The organism is Natronoarchaeum sp. GCM10025321 (assembly GCF_042663585.1).
GTDB lineage: Archaea > Halobacteriota > Halobacteria > Halobacteriales > Natronoarchaeaceae > Natranaeroarchaeum.
The window spans coordinates 2,286,235-2,303,627 of sequence record NZ_JBHTAN010000006.1 but is presented as its reverse complement, the minus strand read 5'-3'; the positions used below and the strand labels follow the sequence as shown (position 1 = coordinate 2,303,627).

The window sequence follows — 17,393 nt, the reverse complement described above, 5'->3', positions numbered from 1 at the left end:
CCGGTCGGGAACTCCGGACGAAAGTACTGAAGGCAGTCGATTTCCACGATGGTGGTATGCACGTAATTGTCCACGGCGGCGCAGGCGAAGAGCCGAAAGCCCCCGAGTCCAGACAGGCAGTGCTCGACGACGCGGCTGATCGAGGAGTCACCGAATCGGCTCCGCTGGACGCCGTCGTGCGCGCGGTAGAGGTTCTCGAAACGTCGCCACGGTTCAACGCCGGCATCGGGAGCGCCGTCCAGAGTGACGGATCGATCCGGACCGATGCGGGAGTCATGACCGAGGACGGGAAGGCGGGCGCGGTCTGCTCGATGGAGGGTGTCGAGCACGCCCTCGCTGCTGCCCGAGTCGTCCTCGAAGAGACGCCACACGTGTTCGTCTCCGGCGAGCACGCCCGCTCGCTCGCGGGCGAGTACGGAATCGACACCGACGTCGACCTCTGGTCCGAGCGCTCCCGAGAGCGCTGGGCGTCGGAATCCCCGCCGGAGGGACCGGCCAGCGAGCAACTGGACTGGATCGAGGAGCATTTCGGCGATACGTCCTCGCGAGCGCCCGAGGATCACGACACGGTCGGCGCAGTCGCGGCCGAGGAGGGGCAGGTCGCCGCGGCGACGTCGACCGGTGGGCGCTGGTACGCGCTCGCTGGCCGTGTCGGTGACGTCCCACAACTCGGCGCGGGCTTTTTCGCGGCGGACGCGGGGGGTGCGAGCGCCACCGGGGCGGGCGAAGCTATCGCCCGGACCGGCGTAGCCCGGGCGGCGGTCGGCCACCTCGAAAGCGGCGACGATCCGGAGACTGCGGCGACCCGGGCGATCGACGAACTCGATACCGTGACCGGCGACTCCGCGGGCGTCATCGTCGCCGACGCGGACGGCACCGTTGGGAGCGCGTACAACAGCGACGCGATGCAGACGAGCGTCGCTACGGACTCGTCATCCGCCGGCGATACTGCGTAACGCCTTTTGCGCCCTCGGACGAGATACCTGTATGGCAACATCCGACGTCGATCTCGAATCCGAGCAGTACGAGAAACACCGCGAGGCTGGCGAGATCCTCTCTCAGGTGCGCGCGGAGACAGTCGAGCGGGTCGAGGTCGGCGAGAGTCACCTCGAAGTAGCCGAGTTCGCCGAAGACCGGATCCGCGAACTCGGCGGCCAACCCGCCTTCCCCGTCAACATCAGTATCGACGAGGAAGCGGCCCACGCGACGCCGAGTATCGGCGACGAGTCGACGTTCGGCGAGGAGATGATCAACCTCGACATCGGCGTCAGCGTCGATGGCTGGCTGGCCGACACCGCGATCACCGTCGATCTCTCCGGCAATCCGGAGCTAGCGAACGCCCCGGCTGAGGCGCTCGACACCGCCCTCGAGATGATCGAACCCGGCGTTCAGACCGGCGAGATCGGCGGGGCGATCGAGGAGGTCATCGACGGCTACGGCTACAATCCCGTCGTCAACCTCACCGGCCACGGACTGGGTCACTGGGAACAGCACACCGAGCCGACGATTCCGAACCGCGCCGTCTCGCAGGGCACTACTCTGGAGGTGGGCGACGTCGTCGCAATCGAGCCGTTCGCCACCGACGGTTCGGGCAAAGTCAGCGAGGGCGGCGACGAGGAAATCTTCGCGCTCGAACGGGAGGGCTCGGTCCGGAACCGACAGGCCCGGCAGGTACTCGATCAGATCACCGAAGAGTTCCGAACGCTCCCCTTCGCGACGCGGTGGCTCGACAGTTCCCGCGCGAAGATGGCGCTCCGACGGCTCAAATCACAGGATATCGTCCACGGCTACCCGGTGCTCAAAGAGGACGCTGGCTGTCTGGTCAGTCAGAAAGAGCATACGATCATCGTCACGCCGGAGGGCTGTGAAGTGACGACGGACTAGGCGTTGTTCATCCGCTGGCTGGTCCGCGATCCGCACGCCTGACACTCGGACACCCGGTAGGGCTCGCGCGAAAACTCCGCGTTCTTTTCTTTTCTGCTTTCGGTCTTGATCTCTACCGAGACCTGATGTCTCGTCTTCCGACCACAGCTCTCACAGCACTCGTGGATGCCGTCGACGGAGTCGTCGGTGATAGCCATTATACCAGCTTCCAGTCCTGAGAGAGATATAAAAACCCCACTCCGTTATGGATCGTTTAACGCCCCGCTATGGCTACGCCAGTGGGTTTTCGCCGAGACGAGCCGAGAGAGCTTTAGACCGTTCAAAAACGATTCAGACAGTACAACGCCGGTTTCATACCGTGATCGTCGCGGCGTCGTCCGATAGCCGACAGTATATGTGCGGGGCGGCCACACTGTCTCGTATGGAGCAGGTGTTCGCGCCGTGGCGAATCGATTGGGTCGAACGCGATAGCTCTCGGGACGACATCGACGAGTGTGTCTTCTGCGAACTGCCGGAGCAGGACGCAGACCGGCGAAACATGATCGTCGCTCGGAGCGAGCACGCGTTCGTACTCCTCAACAACTACCCGTACAACCCCGGCCACGTGATGGTGATCCCGCACCGACACACCGGGGAGTACGGCGACCTGGACGAGGCGGTACTGACGGATCACGCGCGGTTGAAACAGCGCACTCTCAATGCACTGGAGACGGCACTGAACCCCGATGGGTTCAACACCGGACTGAACCTCGGCAGCGGCGCTGGCGGGTCCATCGACGACCACCTTCACACGCACGTCGTCCCGCGCTGGGAAGAGGACACGAACTTCATGGCGACCGTCAGCGATACGAAAGTAATCGTCGAAGCGCTCGAAGACACCTACGAGCGACTGCACGACGCGTTCGCCCAGCAGGACGAGGCGACCGCTTCAGGACCGGAAACCGCAGTACTGATCGACAAATAGTCGTCGAAATCGCGTCTCCGGCGGCCGGCCGCGTATTTAAAACCCCGTCGAATATTGCGTTTCGTCTATAGATTTCTCAATCGCTGGGAAGCGTCTCGACCCCTCATAGCCCGGTACGGCGTAGCCGCCACCGTGAACAGCTACTATGACTGATCAATGGACCGTCGTAGTAGGGATCAAGCAGGTGCCCGACGAGGACGACGTAACGATCGATCCTGACAGTGGGACACTCAATCGATCGGGTGCGGATGCGATCCTGAATCGGCCGGACAGAAACGCTCTTGAGGCAGCGTTAGCGATCAAAGACGAGGTGGATGCGGAAGTCATCGCCGTGACGATGGGCCCGCCACAGGCGACGCCAGTTCTCGAAGAGGCAGTCGCGATGGGCTGTGACGATGCGGTGCTCGTCACCGACCGTGCGTTCGCCGGGAGCGACACGTGGCCGACGAGTCTCGTGCTCGCGGCGACGGCCGAGTATCTCGACGCGGATGTCGTGCTCGCTGGCGAGGAGACGACGGACTCCTCCACCGGTCAGGTCCCGCCGGGGATCGCCGCCCACAACGGCTGGGCCCAGCTAACCTACGCCGAAGAGCTAGACCCCCGGTTCGAGGACGATCAGATCGTGGCCAAACGTGACGTCGAGGGCGGTCACGAATACGTCGCTGCGGACCTACCGGTCGTTATCGCCTTCGCCTACGGCGAGAACGAGCCACGGCCCGCCGGACTCCACAGAAAGATCTACGCCGAGACCGAGTTCGAGGCCCGCGAGGTCACTGCCGAGGACCTCCCGATCGATACTGATCGGGTCGGGCTTGCCGCCTCGCCCACACAGGTCGGCGGGATGGAGACCGTCGATCCGGTCGAACGCGAACAGGAGCGGCTCGATTCGGCCGAGGAACTGCTCGAAACGCTCGTCGAGGAGGAGGTGGTCTAGATGTCGGACGTAGATATCGAGGATCACTCTGACGTCTGGGTGTTCATCGAGGAACACGACGGCGAGGTCGCGCCCGTCTCCTGGGAGTTGCTCTCGGAGGCCAAATCGCTCGCTGACGAACTCGATGAAGAGCTCGTTGCGCTCGCAATCGGCGAGGACCTCGACGACGTCGCCGAGGAAGCCATCGAGCGCGGCGCGGACAGGGTACTCGTCGCCGACGACCCGGTGTTCGAGCCCTACCGTGCGGACCCCTACGGCGAGCAGTTCCGCCACCTCGTCGAGGAACGCGAACCCGACGTGGTGCTGATCGGCGGGACCCACACCGGCCGCGACTTCGCCGGTCGGGTCGCTGTTCCCGCGTACGCGGGACTCACCGCCGACTGTACGGAACTCGGCATCGATGAGGACGGCCATCTCGAAGCCCGTCGACCGGCGTTCGGCGGCAACGTGCTGGCGACGATCAAGTGCGAGCGCCACCGCCCGCAGATGGCGACGATCCGTCCCGGCGTCTTCGCGACTGCCGAACCCGAACCCGATCACGAGGGCGAGATCGAGGACGTCGAGGTTATCGTCGACGAGGAGGACACGGTCTCCGAGGTCGTCGAACGCGAGGTCGGCGACACTGCCGATATCACCGACGCCGACCGCGTCGTCGCGGCCGGTCGCGGCGTCGAGGGCGATGTCGGACCGGTCGCTGAACTGGCGGATGCGCTCGATGCGGAACTCGCCGCGAGTCGCGCGGCGGTCGACGAAGGCTGGATCGACGGCGCACGACAGGTCGGTCAGACCGGGAAAACCGTCCGGCCGGACCTCTACGTCGCCGTCGGTATCAGCGGTGCCGTCCAGCACATCGAGGGGCTGAACGATAGCGACGTCGTCGTCGCTATCAACAACGACCCGAACGCACCGATCTTCGAGCACGCCGACTACGGAATCGTCGGCGACCTCTTCGAAGTCTGCCCCGAACTGGTCGAACAGTTAGAGGACGTCGACGATCCAGCGGAGGTGATCGCATGAGAGAGCATAACGAACGAGTGCGAGTACGCCGGATCCCCGCTCCGGAGGTGATCGCATGAGCGAAGATTCCGAGCGAGCGAAACCGCCCGCTGATCCCAGCTACGACGAGGAGTTCGACGCGATAGTCGTCGGTGCCGGCCCCGCCGGGAGCGCCTCGGCGCTGACGATGGCCCAGGCCGGTCTCGACGTGATCATGATCGAGCGTGGCGCCTACCCCGGTGCGAAAAACGTCTTCGGCGGCGTGCTGTACACGCCGACCATCCGCGAACTGACCGATATCGACGACGCACCGCTGGAGCGATACGTCGGCGAGAAGCGGTTCGGCATGCTCTCGCCAGAGGACGAGACGGCAGTCTCGATCAAACCGAACCAGTGGCACCAGGAGCCACACAACGACTCCTACACCGTCTTGCGCGGCGACTTCGACGAGTGGTTCGCCGAGCAGGCGGTCGAAGCGGGGACGACGCTGATCACCGAAACGACCGTCACCGATCTGATTCGCGAGGATGGCCGGATCGTCGGCGTCGACACCGACCGACCGGATGGCGAACTGCGTGCGCCGATGGTCGTGCTCGCGGAAGGTGGCAACTCGCTGGTCGCCGAAGGTGCCGATCTCAAGGACAAATCGCCGCGCGAGGACGTTGCGGTGGCTGTCAAGGAGGTCATCGAGTTCCCGGGCAACGGAAACGAGATCGAAGAGCGGTTCCGACTGACCGACGAGTCCGGCGCCGCCTATCACTACTTCGGCGATGGCGCCGTCGGCGACTCCTTCGGTGGCGCGTTCATCTACACCAACGACGACACGGTAAGCATCGGCCTCGCCTACCGGATCGAGGACGCGGTGACGACGCAGGCAAAGCCCGAGGAGACGCTCAACCAGTTCAAGTCCCATCCGGCGGTCGCACCGCTGGTCCGGGGCGGCCGTACTGTGGAGTACTCCGCGAAAACGATTCCGGAGGGCGGTGCGGACGCCATCCCGGATCTCGTCCACGACGGCGCGGTGCTCGTCGGGGACACTGCGGGACTGGTCCTGAACAACGGCGTCCATCTCGAAGGAACCAACATGGCCGTCGAGAGCGGCTACCACGCGGGGAACGCCATCATCACGGCGCTGGCGAACGACCGCACGGACCCGAACGCGCTGATGGAGTACCCACAGAATCTGGAAGACTCCTTCGTCGTCAAGAACCTCGAACGTTACGAATGGCTGATGGAGACGGCAGTCGAGGACAAGGACCTCCTCTTCCGTGATCTGCCGCGAGCGATCGCAGACGCCAGCGAGGAGTATTTCACGATCGATCGCGAACCGAAAGCCGAGCACGCCGAAGACGCGAAAGACCGGATCCTCCAGACGGTCGGCGGCTGGAGAGGCGCAGCGAAACTGGCCTGGCGGTACCGGAAGGTGATGACCTCATGAGCACGCAACAATCCGTAGACAACGCATCGCTCGAAGACCGACTGTACACTGTCAAGTACGAGGATCCCGGCGAATCACATCTCGACGTCAAAGTCCCGGGCATCTGTGAGGAACGCTGTCGTACCGATGACTGCGTCGACGTCTGCCCGGCCGACGTCTGGCGCGAGGGCGAGGACGGCGTCCCGCAGATCGCCTACGAGAACTGCCTGGAATGTAGCAGCTGTCGGTTCGCCTGCCCGCACAACAACGTCGTCTGGACCTATCCCGAGAACGGCTCCGGCGTCACCTACAGCCACGGGTAGCGCGCTCTCTGCGGTTTCCACTGTGACTCTAGCTTTTCTCACTCCATGGGAACGACCCACCCCCCATTCAAAAGAGGCACACATAGGACGGAGTATGACCGCAGCCCCCGGTGCCGACCCTGCCTCCGAGGAGGTCGACACGCTCCGCGCTCGTCTCAGGGTCGAACCTCCGTCGAGTGCAGGATGCGAGTTGCTCTCGGCGGCGTCCGAGTCCGAATCAGTCCGCCAGTCACTCTCCTACCCGGACAGCAACCGCGACGACCGTTCCTGTGAGTGTCACGCGGAAGTAACGCCGTCCAGCGACGCGTCGACACAGCCGCACCTTCTCAGCAAGAAAGTCACGGAATCGTGTGCCTGTCGGATCTTCCAGAACCACGCCTGCGTCTCCGACATAGAGGATGTCCAGGGCAACGAACTCGTTTTTTCGCTGACGATCCGCGGCCGCGAAGAGCTACGGAACATCGTCGCGGAACTCCGTGAGTCCGGGGCGACTGTTCGTCTCCAGCGTCTGGTCGATATGGATTCCGGGGGCGGTGGGGGCTCTACCGCGGCCGACAGCGTCGTCACCGACAAACAGCGTGAAGCGATCCGCTTTGCGTACGAACTCGGCTACTACGAGACGCCTCGCGAGGCCGACCTCGGCGACGTCGCTGACGAACTCGGCGTCTCGAAATCAGCGGCATCTCAGCGACTGAACGCGGTCGCCTCGAAACTCGTCGTCGGATTACTTCAGTCAGAAGATGGCGTCGGGCGTACAACCTCGACGGCGGCCGGGGCAGCAACAGACGAGTGAGAGGGCGGACGCTACTCCTCTGGTCGGGTTTCGGCAGTTTCGATCCCGGATAGCAGATCGGCACAGACGGCGTCGACGTCGTCTGAGACCGTTACTGTCACCGCGGGTGCGCGCTGTTTGTACCGTGCAGGCGGGTCGCCGTCCGGGCGCTTTGCTGTCGTTTCGACCAGCAATCCGGCGTCGTTCAGTTTCTCAACTTTCCTGTAGGCAGTCGACTGCGAGATGTTGCACTCCTCGGTGAGTTGTTGGATCGTCATCGGCTCCGTTGCCGTTCGGAACAGTTTGAGGGCCTCGTCGTCGTTGAGTAACTCGACGACAAGCTTCGGCTCGAAGCATTCGCGTATCTCGCGCTCGTTGGTCCCGCCGTCCGAGTAGAGCTGGGAGGTGCGGCTCATACCAGTACTGTGTATCTACTTCGCCAACACCGTTTGGCTGTAATATACAGTTGTTTATCCGTCGGCAGTTCAGGACGGTCGGCGTCCTGTCCGTCGATTCTTCGGTCTCACTGGAGGTGCCCTCTATCGATACCGTCGTCCAGGGGCCGACCCGGTGCTAGAGCGCTTCGAGGCCGTAGGTGACCGCGACGCCGACGTATTGGACGACCGACGCGTCCAGATCGCCGAGCACGTACGTAATCCAGGAGATCCACAGGAACTAGCCGAGTCATCACTCCCACCGGTATTAAACCCTCCAATATACAGCGTAGTTCCGATTGATCTGGCTGTGATACTGTATGATATGACCGGGCATCCCCTCAACGCTCGCCGATTGCACCGCGACGGACCTGCTGGCCCGCCCGGGGGATTTCGATAATGAACACCGGCGGCTACCGGTACGAACTGACCTGCGAGATCGACCCCGAACGTGAGCAGCAGTACCGCGAACTCGTCTCCGATGCGGTGGTCCGGTGGATTGCCGTCGATGGGCTGGCTGGCTTCCGTCCGATGAGCGCCGTCGACGGGACGTGTGTCCGACTGCAGTTCGAGTTCGCGGACCGGCAGACACTCGACCGATTCACCACCGGTGAGGACCACCGCGCGACGCTCGACGCGCTTCGCTCGGTCTGTACGCGGGTCGAGACTGCTCGGTGGCAACCGGGTGCGGTCTCACTGGGCGGCTACGGATCGGTGTCTGTCGCTTCGACTACAGAGCCGACCTCTCCCGGGCAGTTATCGCGGTAAACCGACCCCCATCGCCCCGAAAGCAAATGGACGCGACTCCAGCAATACCGAACACCATGTCATCAACGACTGATCGGACGACTGCTGAGGAACTGGCGGCGGAACTAGATACGCAGTTAGACCGGATCTGCGGCGATTATCTTCGTGCTGTCGTCCGGTACGACGAGGGAAGTATCGAAATACAGCGTATGAACCCGGGAGCGAAAGACGGGATCCCACCCGAGAAGAAACTCCCCGTCCTCAAACGAACGACCGGCTATCAGCCCGTCGGCGGCCCCTACGGCGAACACACCGCGACCGTCTACAGCTACGAGGACGTGCTGGTACTCCACGCGCCCGTCACCGAGGACAGCGGCGTCGTCGCGACGCTCGACCCCGAGGCGGCGGCTGCTGTCCCACTGTCGGAGCTGCTGCCAGAGCACTGATGGGCGCGCCAGTTCATGGGTGCTTGATTCGTTCTCAGTTTCTGAGACCGAGCTATCGGCTTATGACGCGTCCAGACGAATCTCCCATCATGGGATCGAACACCAGCAGCTGTGAGTACTGGGACCCGTCCGAGTGCGAAGGGACCGCCCACTGCCCGGCACGCTGTCCGCGCTTCGTCGACGCGACTGGGTCGGCCTGGACCGTCCGGCCCTACGACACCGACGACCGGGAGGTGCTCCTCGAGATGTATCGAAAGTTCGATTCCACGGACCGAGCGCAGGGCTTGCCGCCACTGACCGACGAGCGCCGGGCGGAGTGGGTCGACATGCTCGTCGCCGACGGTGGCAACTTCGTCGCGACTGCGGACGGCGATATCGCCGGCCACGCCGTCTACATGCCAACCCACGAGCCCGAACCGGAGCTAGCCGTCTTCGTTCATCAGGACTACCAGTCCCGCGGGATCGGCACAGAGCTCTGCAAACACATCATCGCGAGCGCGTCGGCCGCCGCTCGCGATGCGCTCGTCCTCGAAGTCGAACCCTCGAACCGAAGAGCAATCTCGATGTACGAGCGCCTCGGTTTCGAGCGAGTCGAGCAGACCTCTGACCGCACAGGGATCGGCCGCCGTGCCCCCTCCTTCGAGATGCGGCTCGAACTCTCCTCGTCGAGCGCACTCGCGACTCGTCACCCCCCAATCGTCCGCAGCTAACACGTTCCTTTCGTTGTCGATCGGTTCCAGTCTCAGTTCTCCGGGGATGCGATACGGATACCCCCCGTCGCCGCGTCGATATGCACCCGCGCATCACCCCCTTCTAGCTCCATCGGAACGATCCAGAAACTGGTTCCCCGATAGGGGTCGTCGACCACTTTGATCTCGTCGTGACCGGCCTCTTCGACCGCCTCACGAGCGCGTTCGAGCGCGCGCTCGGGAGAATCGATCGCGCTCGTCTCCTCGGAGACGCGAACCGTCGTTACCGGAATCGGCGATTCCCTGACGATCCGCTCTGTGACGCTTCCCACGAGGAGCCTGTCGATCCCCGTCCGACCATGGGTGCCCATCACGATGGCGTCCGCCGCTGCATCGTCGGCGGCCGCCAGGATCTCCTCGTGTGGAGCCCCGTGCCGTAACTCCGTCTCGACGTCCACGCCAACCCGTCCACAGGTCCGCTGGACTCCATCGAGGGCGGTCTCGCCGGTCCGCTCCAGTTCGTCGGTAGAGTTCCCCTCGAGTTCGTCGTACTCGCTCGTGTTGACGACGTAGACCGCGTGGATCGTCGCTCCGACCTCGTCAGCCAGTGCTACGGCGTGCTCGAGCGCCCGCTGACTCCCCGCGCTCCCGTCGGTCGGCAGCAGGATTCGTCTGTACATACCCCACTCTATGGGGATCGGATACAAAACGATGTGGACCCGATCAGGCTCCGGCGTCGTCCTCGACGGGGAACCAGACCAGTTCGTGATCGGCAACGAGTCCCACGTCGACCCGGTCGCCGAGTTCGAGTTTCTCGCTGTGGTTGTGCATACACTGTACCGTCTCGCCGCTATCGAGTTCGACGCGGTACAGTACGGTCGGGCCGAGATAGCGTCGGTATGTGATCACGCCGTCGGCCTCACCGTTGCAGTTGCACGTCGTGAGCACGTCGTCGGGCCGGACCAGTACGTCGAGTTCGGTGTGGTCGTACTCGGACTGCAGGCCGTGGACCTGCTCGCGGGGGAGGCTATCGACAGACGTCTCGACCTCGTCTCCCTGAACGTAGCCGGAGAGAAAACTGGCGTGGCCGAGGAAGTTCGCGACGAAGCGAGACGTCGGTCGCTGGAAGACGGCTTCGGGCGCACCGACCTGCTCGAGTTCTCCCTCGTGCATCACGGCGACGCGGTCACTGATCGACAGCGCCTCCTCCTGGTCGTGAGTGACAGAGACCGCTGTCACGCCGGTATCTTTGACGATCCGTCGGACCTCCTCGCGCATCTCGACGCGCAGATCCACGTCGAGGTTCGAGAACGGTTCGTCGAGCAGGAGAATCTCCGGTTCGGGGGCGAGCGCCCGTGCGAGCGCGACGCGCTGTTGCTGGCCCCCCGAGAGCGCCTCCGGCCGGGAGTCGCCCTGGTCGGCCAGACCGACGAGTTCGAGCAGGTCTTCGACGCGCCCGTCCCGTTCGGCGTCGGGCAGGTCCTCGATGCCGAACGCGACGTTCTCGGCGGCGGTCATGTGCGGAAAGAGCGCGAAGTCCTGAAAGACGACGCCGACGTTGCGGTTCTCCGGGGGAACGAAGGGTCCGTCACCGGCCTCGGCGGCCGTCTCGCCGTCGATCCGGACCGCCCCTTCGTCGGGGCGTTCGAGGCCGGCAATCAGTCGCAGCGTGGTCGACTTGCCACAGCCTGACGGCCCCAGTAGCGTGATGAACTCCCCGTCGACCACCGACAGCGATAGTTCGTCGACGGCGACTTCGGGACCGTAGCGCTTGGTTGCACTGTCGAGTGTCAGAATCGTTCGATCGGCGGTCGGCGTCTCGCTCTCCTGTCGGTCGGCCGAACGCTGTCTCTGTTCCGACGGTTCCCCGACGATCTCTTCGTGTTGTCTAGACGTAGCCATTGTGTCACCCGGGTGCTGTTCGTACCAGTATCTCAGCGCGTTTTCCTGTTTAACGGGCCGGCGATTCCCAGCGTCTGAGAAGAGTTCTGGGGCGTTCTGACCATTGCCAATTAATATCGTGCGCCTCGGTATCATTCGTATGAGCGTGACTGGCCTCTGTGAGGTCTGTGAGCAAGCGCAGTCAGTCGATCAGTGTCGCAACTGTGGAGCGATGGTCTGCCGAACACATTATCAGGAGGATATGGGGATCTGTGTCGAGTGTGCCGTCGACACCGATCCGTCCTGGGGCGGGCCGACCCAGCAGTTCTGAGCGTTACTCGACCAGAACGGCGTTGACCTGACCGGTCTGACCGGGTCGGGAGGTCACGCGGGCACGCCCTTCGGTCGTCTCGATGACCGCACCTTTCGTGATGATGTTTCGTCGAGCGTAGTTCGGGTCCGCCGCGTTCTCGGCGACGTCCTCGATCTCCGCCTGGACCGTCTCGTCGCCGTCAGCGACGCTTGCGGTATCGATGTTGAGTGCGCGAACTTTGCGGGTGCCACCGCGTGCGTCGATGGTTCGGATCGACGTCTCGCCGAGGCCGGTCTCGGTCGGTTCGCGGCCGAGTTGGTGTTTCTTGCGGTCAGTGTTCGGTCGGAGTCGCCCGCCTGTTCGCTTTCGCATAGAGCGTCCGTGGTCTACCATACAGTGGAGAAACAGCGGGCAACACTTGAATGGATCGACTTGTGGGCCGAAGACCGGCAGGTTTACCGAGCGCGTCCTGTACCTGCAAGACATGAGCCTCCGGATCACCGTCGCCGCGCCGTTCCGCCAGAAGGGAGCCGAACGGCTCGCCGAAAACGAGTTCGTCGTCGCGCTGTCGCTTGACCGGGACTGGTTCTCGCCGGATCAGGCGACCCGACTCGTCGACGTTGCGACCGGGCGTGGCCTGCTCGACCGGTCGGACGGCCACGTCGAGATCACGTTCGACCCGAACGAGGTCGCGGTTCCCGACGGCTTCGTCCCCGACGAGGAGATCATCCAGCAGCGATCACCCTTCGAGCAGGCGCTCTCGGCGCTCGAAGACGAGGGGATCGAGAAACAGGCGGCGGTCGCGGGCATCAACCGTCTCCAGTCGGACCTCGGCGTGACTATCGAGACTGCCGCCGTCGTCTTCGGGCGCCGGAACGGGGTCGACCTCTCGGATGTAGCGCGGCAGGCGCGGGAGAAACTGGGCGGGGAGTGACATCCTCTCGGACGCTTCGAGAGAACGCAAAGCCGAAACCCGCCGAGCGCGAGCATTCGGTATGGTCGAGAAACGCGTCACCGACGGCGTCCGGATCGCCCAACTGCTCTCCTCGGAGATAGACGGGCGCGTCGACGGTGCGCTCGGGCGGCTCTCAGTGACGAATCCGGACCGGGCGGTCTCGGGGACTGCCGACGGTGACCGCGCCTACGATATCGAGTGGACCGAAGAGCGAGTCGAAGACCCGGACGATTCCAGACGCCAGCACGCAAGCGGCGAGGGCTGCCGGATCGCACAGGCGTTCGCCCACGACGACCGGGTCCGGATAGAGCTCTCGGCAGGCCAAGAGGTCGCGGCGGACCGCGCCGAAAGCGAAGGGCTCCGGGTTCGTCCGAAAGCCGTCCATCGGCCGAAGACGCTCGTCTTCGTCGAGAGCGGCGCAGAAACGAAGCGTGCGGCGGCCGTCCTCGATGTGGTCAGCGCGGCACTGGCAGAAAACGACGCGTAAAGCGGCCGCGAAAACCGTCTAGTTGTTCTCCTTGTAGAGGTTCACGAGGTCTTGCATCGACGCTTTGGCGTCGCCAAAGAGCATGCTCGTGTTGCCCTCGGCGAACAGCGGGTTCGGAATCCCGGAGAAGCCGGGGCTCAGGCTCCGCTTGTTGACGATGACCGTCCCGGCCTCAGAGACGTTGAGCACGGGCATTCCCGCGATGGGACTGGATTCGTCGGTGTTCGCCTTGGGGTTGACGACGTCGTTCGCGCCGGTGACGATTACAACGTCGGTCTGGGAGAAGGTCGGATTGACCTCCTCCAGTTCGCGCATCTGCTCGTAGGGCACGTCGGCCTCCGCCAGCAGGACGTTCATATGCCCCGGCATCCGGCCGGCGACCGGGTGGATACCGAACTCCACGTCGACGCCGTTGTCCGCGAGTTCACCGGCTAGCTCGGCGACGGCGTGCTGTGCCTGGGCGACGGCCATCCCGTAGCCCGGCACGATGACGACTCGGTCAGCGACGTCGAGCAGCATCTCCACCTCTTCGGGGGAGGTCTCGGTGATGTTCCCCTCGTAGATGTCGTCCATCTCCGCCTGGTCTGGCTCCTCGCCGAAGCCGCCGAAGAGCACGTTCGTCAGCGACCGGTTCATCGACTCACACATGATCACGGTGAGGATCATCCCGGCGGCCCCGACGAGGGTGCCGGCGATGATCAGCGCGGTGTTGTTCAGCACGAACCCGGTCGCGGCGGCCGCGAGCCCGGAGTAGGCGTTCAGCAGTGCGATCACGACCGGCATGTCCGCGCCGCCGATCGGAATCACGAGCAAGACGCCGAGCAGCGATGCGGCGGCGATCAGGAACCAGTACGACGGCAGCAAGTCGCCCTGGAGTTGTGCCGCCAGCACGTCCGGCTGGGTGACGAGGTAGCCACCGGCCACCAGCGCCAGTCCCAGCGTCAGGAGCTTGACAGCTTGTTCGCCGGAGTATCGGACCGCCGAACTCGTCACGACGCCGTGGAGCTTTCCGGCTGCGACCATGCTACCGAAGAAGGTGACGGCGCCGATGATCCCCGAAAAGACGGCGGCGACGGCAACCTCTGTCGGGAGTACGCCGCCGCCGATCTGTATCTCGATCAGTTCAGCGCCGGCGACGACGGCGGACGCGCCGCCACCGAAGCCGTTGAATACGCCGACTAGCTGGGGCATCTCGGTGCGGTCGACCCGGAGTGCCAGCACCGTCCCGGCGGCCGTTCCGACGATCAGTCCGCTGAAGAGAACGATGGGCGAGATGATCTCGAACCAGACGACGGTCACCGCGACGGCGACGAACATCCCGGCGGCCGAGATCAGGTTGCCCCGCATCGCGGTGCGGGGGTGAGTCATGTCCCGCAACCCCTGGATGAACATCATCGCGGCGAGCAGGTATGCAATCGGCAGTACCCAGTCGGGCGCGACGTCCAGCAGCATCAGGCGCCACCTCCCTTCTTGAAGTCACTGAGCATCTTGTGGCTGACGAGATATCCGCCGACGACGTTGACCGTCGCCATGACGACCGCCAGAAAGCCGAGGACGGTCGCTATCGTGGATTCGCCGGATCCGGCTACGACGACCGCACCGACCAGCGTGATTCCCGTAATCGCGTTCGATCCGGACATCAGGGGCGTGTGCAGGTTCGTCGGAATCTTCGTGATGATCTCGTAGCCCAGGAACGCCGCCAGCACGAACAGGGTCAGGTTCTGGATCAGGCTCATCGGTTCGCCTCCGGTCGGTCCGCAGTAGGTGCGTGAGTCGTCTCGATCATTCGTCTACCTCCGTCCTTTCCTGCTCTACTCCTTCCTCTTCTTCCTCTTCTTCCGCTTCGTCGTCGAGATGCGGATCCCGAACGACGCCGTCTCTGGTTAGCATCGTATCGTCGATGATTTCGTCATCAGTATCGACGACTACCTCGCCGTCGTCGAGCAGGTTCTCGAAGAAGTTCACGACGTTGTTGGCGTAGAGTCTGCTCGACGTGCTGGCGACGGTCGCCGGAACGTTCGTCGGGCCGATAATCTCGACGCCCTCGTGGGTGATCCGTTCGTCGGGCTGAGTGGGTTCGCAGTTGCCGCCTCGCTTTGCCGCGAGGTCGACGACGACCGAGCCGGGAGCCATCTCCTCGATCATCTCAGTGGTAACGAGTTCCGGTGCTGGCCGCCCCGGAATGTTCGCCGTCGTGATGACGACGTCGGCCTCGCCGACAACCCGGGTCATCATCTCGCGCTGTTTCCGGATGAACTCCTCGTCCTGTTCGGTCGCTTGGCCCTGATCATCGGAGGCGTCGTCGTCGGTTTCGAGATCCAGTTCGACGAACTCCCCGCCGAGGCTCTCGACTTCCTCTTTGACCTCCGGCCGGATGTCGTAGGCCTTCGTGGACGCGCCGAGGCGTTCGGCGGTCGCGATGGCCTTCAGTCCGGCGACCCCTGCACCCACGACGAAGACGTCCGCTGGCTGGATGGTTCCGGCAGCGGTCATCTCCATCGGTAAGATCTTTGGAAGCGTCTCTGCGGCCATCATCGTCGCCTTGTAGCCGCTGATGCTGTCCATTGCCGAGAGTGCGTCCATGCTCTGTGCCCGACTGATCCGCGGCATCAACTCGAGTGCGAACGAGGTGACGTCTTGTCCGGCAAGCGTCTCCAGTTCGTCGTCGACGTCGTACGGACCGAGCAGTCCGATGACGATCTGGCCTTCCTGATAGCGGTCCGTCTCGCTCTCCGCTGCGGCACCGAGTGCTCGCACCTGAAAGAGGACGTCAGACCGCTCGAAGACGTCGTCGTCATCGACTATCTCACACCCGACAGCCTGGTACTCGTCGTCGCTCCATCCTGCATCGTCGCCCGCTCCGGCGGCGACGAGGACGTCGAACCCGTCTTCGACGAGTCCCTCAGCGACGGGTGGAATCAATGCCACCCGAGTTTCTTCGTATCGTTCTTCTGGGACACCGATTATCATGTGTTATGCTTACACCTTTCTGGAAACTATCGGGTAATAACACCGTCGAAACGAGAAGCGGCGCTGGACCGCTTTTACGCCAATAAATGCCGCTATACTGACGATGTCGCAAGTGAAGATCTGCCAACAGATCACGGGTCGAACAGCAGCCACGAGTGAGAGACGAACCCGGTCGTGTCGCTCCGCGCTAGTAGCCGAAATCGGCCCGAATATCCGAGACCTTCTCTTCGCTGGCGTGGCCATGAACGAGCCCTCTGAAGTAGAACTCTCGTGCAACGCGTTCGAGCGCGTCCTCGTCGTCGGGGTCGAGGACATCGGCGTCGATCAGGTCCCGGAGGTCCTCGGCGATCTCGTCGCTCGTGTACCGTTCTTTGATGATACCGTCAATCTGTGGCATAGTCGGTGTCAAGGAGTACACGAACTTCAATCATCCGGCGGTTCAGAACGCGCCGAGCGTGGCCGGTAGCTCCGTCGCCAGCGCCGCCCGTTCGACGTGTGCGTCGGCCCGGCTATCCGGGTCGGGGCCGCCCTCGTACAGCACCTGAATTGCTCGCATACCCGTGTCTTTCGCGCCGTGAACGTCGGTCCGTACCTGATCGCCGATGTACACTGTCTCCTCCGCCGGCACCGATAGCGAACCGAGGATCGCCTCGAACGCACGCGAGTCCGGCTTTCCGGCCGAGAGTTCACCCGTGACGATCGTTTTGTCGAAGAGGTCGCCCCAGCCAAGCGTCTCGATCTTGTCCCGCTGGGCGACGACCGGGCCGTTCGTCAACAGTCCGACCCGGTAGCGTTCGCGAAGCCGAGCGATCAGCGACTCCGCGTCGGCGACGGGCACGAGCGAGGCGGCTATCTCGTTGCGGTAGGCCGTCGCCGCGGCGTCCGGATCAGTGTCTGCGTCGTAGTTCTCGAAGATCTCCGAAAAGATCGGTGCACGGGTCTCGTCGGTCAGATGGCGCCCGTGTGCGCTCTGGTACTCCTGTCGCGTGGGCAGGGGGGCGTCGATGGAGGCCATCGCGTCAGTCAGGATCGTTCCTCGCTCGCGGCGTGGGATGGCAAGCGTCTCGTCCAGATCGAAGACGACAGCCGACAGCGTCATATCTACTACTACGTGGCAGGGGATTTGAGCCTGTCTGTCGCGGATATCGCTATCTGCCCTTCTCCGGCAGTGATCGGTATCT

General features: G+C 63.7%; 24 protein-coding genes. 14 read left to right on the top strand and 10 right to left on the bottom strand.

Going from position 1 to position 17,393, the window contains the following annotated elements:
• Positions 1-56 precede the first annotated feature (56 nt).
• Together ACFQL3_RS14705 and map are read left to right on the top strand one after the other, a co-directional pair.
• The gene (locus ACFQL3_RS14705) at positions 57-956 is read left to right on the top strand and encodes an isoaspartyl peptidase/L-asparaginase (RefSeq protein ID WP_377055606.1); all 900 of its coding nucleotides are present in this window, start codon (positions 57-59) and stop codon (positions 954-956) included.
• Between the two features lie 31 nt (positions 957-987).
• The gene (gene map / locus ACFQL3_RS14700; RefSeq protein ID WP_377055603.1) at positions 988-1,884 is read left to right on the top strand and encodes a type II methionyl aminopeptidase; all 897 of its coding nucleotides are present in this window, start codon (positions 988-990) and stop codon (positions 1,882-1,884) included.
• On the opposite strand, the gene ACFQL3_RS14695 is transcribed toward map, so the two are convergent.
• Complete coding sequence (locus ACFQL3_RS14695) at positions 1,881-2,081, bottom strand: hypothetical protein (RefSeq protein WP_377055601.1); 201 nt, start codon at positions 2,079-2,081, stop codon at positions 1,881-1,883. The genes map and ACFQL3_RS14695 overlap by 4 nt on opposite strands.
• 224 nt (positions 2,082-2,305) lie before the next feature.
• On the opposite strand from ACFQL3_RS14695, the gene ACFQL3_RS14690 reads away from it, so the two are divergent.
• The 6 genes from ACFQL3_RS14690 to ACFQL3_RS14665 all read left to right on the top strand — a co-directional run bounded on the left by ACFQL3_RS14690 (position 2,306) and on the right by ACFQL3_RS14665 (position 7,311).
• Positions 2,306-2,848, top strand: a complete 543-nt coding sequence (locus tag ACFQL3_RS14690; protein ID WP_377055599.1) for an HIT family protein — start codon at positions 2,306-2,308, stop codon at positions 2,846-2,848.
• 145 nt (positions 2,849-2,993) lie between these two features.
• Positions 2,994-3,782 (top strand): electron transfer flavoprotein subunit beta/FixA family protein, encoded by a 789-nt coding sequence (locus ACFQL3_RS14685; protein ID WP_377055597.1) that lies wholly within the window; start codon positions 2,994-2,996, stop codon positions 3,780-3,782.
• Positions 3,783-4,799, top strand: a complete 1,017-nt coding sequence (locus ACFQL3_RS14680) for an electron transfer flavoprotein subunit alpha/FixB family protein (RefSeq protein ID WP_377055595.1) — start codon at positions 3,783-3,785, stop codon at positions 4,797-4,799. It begins immediately after the preceding gene.
• 55 nt (positions 4,800-4,854) lie between these two features.
• Positions 4,855-6,216: an FAD-dependent oxidoreductase gene (locus ACFQL3_RS14675; RefSeq protein ID WP_377055592.1), complete on the top strand. Its 1,362-nt coding sequence runs from the start codon at positions 4,855-4,857 to the stop codon at positions 6,214-6,216.
• On the top strand, positions 6,213-6,518 hold the full coding sequence (locus ACFQL3_RS14670) for a ferredoxin family protein (protein WP_377055590.1): 306 nt from the start codon (positions 6,213-6,215) through the stop codon (positions 6,516-6,518). The genes ACFQL3_RS14675 and ACFQL3_RS14670 overlap by 4 nt, the downstream gene beginning before the upstream one ends.
• 94 nt (positions 6,519-6,612) lie before the next feature.
• Positions 6,613-7,311, top strand: a complete 699-nt coding sequence (locus ACFQL3_RS14665) for a helix-turn-helix domain-containing protein (protein ID WP_377055588.1) — start codon at positions 6,613-6,615, stop codon at positions 7,309-7,311.
• Positions 7,312-7,322: 11 nt separating this feature from the next.
• On the opposite strand, the gene ACFQL3_RS14660 is transcribed toward ACFQL3_RS14665, so the two are convergent.
• A complete protein-coding gene (locus ACFQL3_RS14660) occupies positions 7,323-7,706 on the bottom strand; it encodes an HTH domain-containing protein (RefSeq protein ID WP_377055586.1) in 384 nt (127 codons plus the stop codon).
• A 417-nt stretch (positions 7,707-8,123) separates the two neighbouring features.
• Here ACFQL3_RS14660 and ACFQL3_RS14655 point away from each other — a divergent pair, with 417 nt between their 5' ends.
• The 3 genes from ACFQL3_RS14655 (at position 8,124) to ACFQL3_RS14645 (ending at position 9,627) form a co-directional block, all read left to right on the top strand.
• Positions 8,124-8,492 (top strand): hypothetical protein, encoded by a 369-nt coding sequence (locus tag ACFQL3_RS14655; protein WP_377055584.1) that lies wholly within the window; start codon positions 8,124-8,126, stop codon positions 8,490-8,492.
• Between the two features lie 56 nt (positions 8,493-8,548).
• The gene (locus ACFQL3_RS14650; RefSeq protein WP_377055582.1) at positions 8,549-8,917 is read left to right on the top strand and encodes a hypothetical protein; all 369 of its coding nucleotides are present in this window, start codon (positions 8,549-8,551) and stop codon (positions 8,915-8,917) included.
• A gap of 89 nt (positions 8,918-9,006) precedes the next feature.
• Entirely contained in the window at positions 9,007-9,627 is a 621-nt protein-coding gene (locus tag ACFQL3_RS14645) for a GNAT family N-acetyltransferase (protein WP_377055580.1), read from the top strand.
• A 32-nt stretch (positions 9,628-9,659) separates the two neighbouring features.
• On the opposite strand, the gene ACFQL3_RS14640 is transcribed toward ACFQL3_RS14645, so the two are convergent.
• The gene (locus tag ACFQL3_RS14640; RefSeq protein ID WP_377055578.1) at positions 9,660-10,286 is read right to left on the bottom strand and encodes a universal stress protein; all 627 of its coding nucleotides are present in this window, start codon (positions 10,284-10,286) and stop codon (positions 9,660-9,662) included.
• Positions 10,287-10,329: 43 nt separating this feature from the next.
• The gene (locus ACFQL3_RS14635) at positions 10,330-11,508 is read right to left on the bottom strand and encodes an ABC transporter ATP-binding protein (protein ID WP_377055576.1); all 1,179 of its coding nucleotides are present in this window, start codon (positions 11,506-11,508) and stop codon (positions 10,330-10,332) included.
• Positions 11,509-11,647: 139 nt separating this feature from the next.
• On the opposite strand from ACFQL3_RS14635, the gene ACFQL3_RS14630 reads away from it, so the two are divergent.
• A complete protein-coding gene (locus ACFQL3_RS14630) occupies positions 11,648-11,818 on the top strand; it encodes a hypothetical protein (RefSeq protein ID WP_377055573.1) in 171 nt (56 codons plus the stop codon).
• Positions 11,819-11,821: 3 nt separating this feature from the next.
• Here ACFQL3_RS14630 and ACFQL3_RS14625 read toward each other — a convergent pair whose 3' ends face one another.
• Entirely contained in the window at positions 11,822-12,193 is a 372-nt protein-coding gene (locus ACFQL3_RS14625; protein WP_377055571.1) for a 30S ribosomal protein S8e, read from the bottom strand.
• Between the two features lie 91 nt (positions 12,194-12,284).
• Between ACFQL3_RS14625 and ACFQL3_RS14620 the strand changes: the two genes are divergently transcribed.
• A complete protein-coding gene (locus ACFQL3_RS14620) occupies positions 12,285-12,734 on the top strand; it encodes a DUF2240 family protein (protein ID WP_377055569.1) in 450 nt (149 codons plus the stop codon).
• A 61-nt stretch (positions 12,735-12,795) separates the two neighbouring features.
• Positions 12,796-13,242, top strand: coding sequence for a hypothetical protein (locus tag ACFQL3_RS14615; protein ID WP_377055567.1), 447 nt, complete (start codon positions 12,796-12,798; stop codon positions 13,240-13,242).
• An 18-nt stretch (positions 13,243-13,260) separates the two neighbouring features.
• Here the strand turns inward: ACFQL3_RS14615 and ACFQL3_RS14610 are convergent, their stop codons facing one another.
• From ACFQL3_RS14610 to ACFQL3_RS14590, 5 genes are all read right to left on the bottom strand, one after another.
• Positions 13,261-14,694, bottom strand: coding sequence for an NAD(P)(+) transhydrogenase (Re/Si-specific) subunit beta (locus tag ACFQL3_RS14610; protein WP_377055565.1), 1,434 nt, complete (start codon positions 14,692-14,694; stop codon positions 13,261-13,263).
• Entirely contained in the window at positions 14,694-14,978 is a 285-nt protein-coding gene (locus tag ACFQL3_RS14605) for an NAD(P) transhydrogenase subunit alpha (RefSeq protein ID WP_377055563.1), read from the bottom strand. The genes ACFQL3_RS14610 and ACFQL3_RS14605 overlap by 1 nt, the downstream gene beginning before the upstream one ends.
• A 46-nt stretch (positions 14,979-15,024) precedes the next feature.
• Entirely contained in the window at positions 15,025-16,212 is a 1,188-nt protein-coding gene (locus tag ACFQL3_RS14600; protein WP_377055561.1) for a Re/Si-specific NAD(P)(+) transhydrogenase subunit alpha, read from the bottom strand.
• Between the two features lie 187 nt (positions 16,213-16,399).
• Complete coding sequence (locus ACFQL3_RS14595; RefSeq protein WP_377055559.1) at positions 16,400-16,609, bottom strand: hypothetical protein; 210 nt, start codon at positions 16,607-16,609, stop codon at positions 16,400-16,402.
• Between the two features lie 42 nt (positions 16,610-16,651).
• Positions 16,652-17,311, bottom strand: a complete 660-nt coding sequence (locus ACFQL3_RS14590; protein ID WP_377055557.1) for an HAD family hydrolase — start codon at positions 17,309-17,311, stop codon at positions 16,652-16,654.
• Between the last annotated feature and the right edge of the window lie 82 nt (positions 17,312-17,393).

Bases quoted from the DNA above. Each gene is read 5' to 3' on its own strand.
- ACFQL3_RS14615 (WP_377055567.1), top strand. From the start codon at position 12,796: ATGGTCGAGAAACGCGTCACCGACGGCGTCCGGATCGCCCAACTGCTC.
- ACFQL3_RS14590 (WP_377055557.1), bottom strand. From the start codon at position 17,311: ATGACGCTGTCGGCTGTCGTCTTCGATCTGGACGAGACGCTTGCCATC.
- ACFQL3_RS14645 (WP_377055580.1), top strand. From the start codon at position 9,007: ATGGGATCGAACACCAGCAGCTGTGAGTACTGGGACCCGTCCGAGTGC.
- ACFQL3_RS14655 (WP_377055584.1), top strand. From the start codon at position 8,124: ATGAACACCGGCGGCTACCGGTACGAACTGACCTGCGAGATCGACCCC.
- ACFQL3_RS14625 (WP_377055571.1), bottom strand. From the start codon at position 12,193: ATGGTAGACCACGGACGCTCTATGCGAAAGCGAACAGGCGGGCGACTC.
- ACFQL3_RS14620 (WP_377055569.1), top strand. From the start codon at position 12,285: ATGAGCCTCCGGATCACCGTCGCCGCGCCGTTCCGCCAGAAGGGAGCC.
- ACFQL3_RS14640 (WP_377055578.1), bottom strand. From the start codon at position 10,286: ATGTACAGACGAATCCTGCTGCCGACCGACGGGAGCGCGGGGAGTCAG.
- ACFQL3_RS14675 (WP_377055592.1), top strand. From the start codon at position 4,855: ATGAGCGAAGATTCCGAGCGAGCGAAACCGCCCGCTGATCCCAGCTAC.
- ACFQL3_RS14605 (WP_377055563.1), bottom strand. From the start codon at position 14,978: ATGAGCCTGATCCAGAACCTGACCCTGTTCGTGCTGGCGGCGTTCCTG.
- ACFQL3_RS14690 (WP_377055599.1), top strand. From the start codon at position 2,306: ATGGAGCAGGTGTTCGCGCCGTGGCGAATCGATTGGGTCGAACGCGAT.
- map (WP_377055603.1), top strand. From the start codon at position 988: ATGGCAACATCCGACGTCGATCTCGAATCCGAGCAGTACGAGAAACAC.
- ACFQL3_RS14650 (WP_377055582.1), top strand. From the start codon at position 8,549: ATGTCATCAACGACTGATCGGACGACTGCTGAGGAACTGGCGGCGGAA.
- ACFQL3_RS14680 (WP_377055595.1), top strand. From the start codon at position 3,783: ATGTCGGACGTAGATATCGAGGATCACTCTGACGTCTGGGTGTTCATC.
- ACFQL3_RS14630 (WP_377055573.1), top strand. From the start codon at position 11,648: ATGAGCGTGACTGGCCTCTGTGAGGTCTGTGAGCAAGCGCAGTCAGTC.
- ACFQL3_RS14635 (WP_377055576.1), bottom strand. From the start codon at position 11,508: ATGGCTACGTCTAGACAACACGAAGAGATCGTCGGGGAACCGTCGGAA.
- ACFQL3_RS14595 (WP_377055559.1), bottom strand. From the start codon at position 16,609: ATGCCACAGATTGACGGTATCATCAAAGAACGGTACACGAGCGACGAG.
- ACFQL3_RS14695 (WP_377055601.1), bottom strand. From the start codon at position 2,081: ATGGCTATCACCGACGACTCCGTCGACGGCATCCACGAGTGCTGTGAG.
- ACFQL3_RS14665 (WP_377055588.1), top strand. From the start codon at position 6,613: ATGACCGCAGCCCCCGGTGCCGACCCTGCCTCCGAGGAGGTCGACACG.
- ACFQL3_RS14610 (WP_377055565.1), bottom strand. From the start codon at position 14,694: ATGCTGCTGGACGTCGCGCCCGACTGGGTACTGCCGATTGCATACCTG.
- ACFQL3_RS14600 (WP_377055561.1), bottom strand. From the start codon at position 16,212: ATGATAATCGGTGTCCCAGAAGAACGATACGAAGAAACTCGGGTGGCA.
- ACFQL3_RS14685 (WP_377055597.1), top strand. From the start codon at position 2,994: ATGACTGATCAATGGACCGTCGTAGTAGGGATCAAGCAGGTGCCCGAC.
- ACFQL3_RS14705 (WP_377055606.1), top strand. From the start codon at position 57: ATGCACGTAATTGTCCACGGCGGCGCAGGCGAAGAGCCGAAAGCCCCC.
- ACFQL3_RS14660 (WP_377055586.1), bottom strand. From the start codon at position 7,706: ATGAGCCGCACCTCCCAGCTCTACTCGGACGGCGGGACCAACGAGCGC.
- ACFQL3_RS14670 (WP_377055590.1), top strand. From the start codon at position 6,213: ATGAGCACGCAACAATCCGTAGACAACGCATCGCTCGAAGACCGACTG.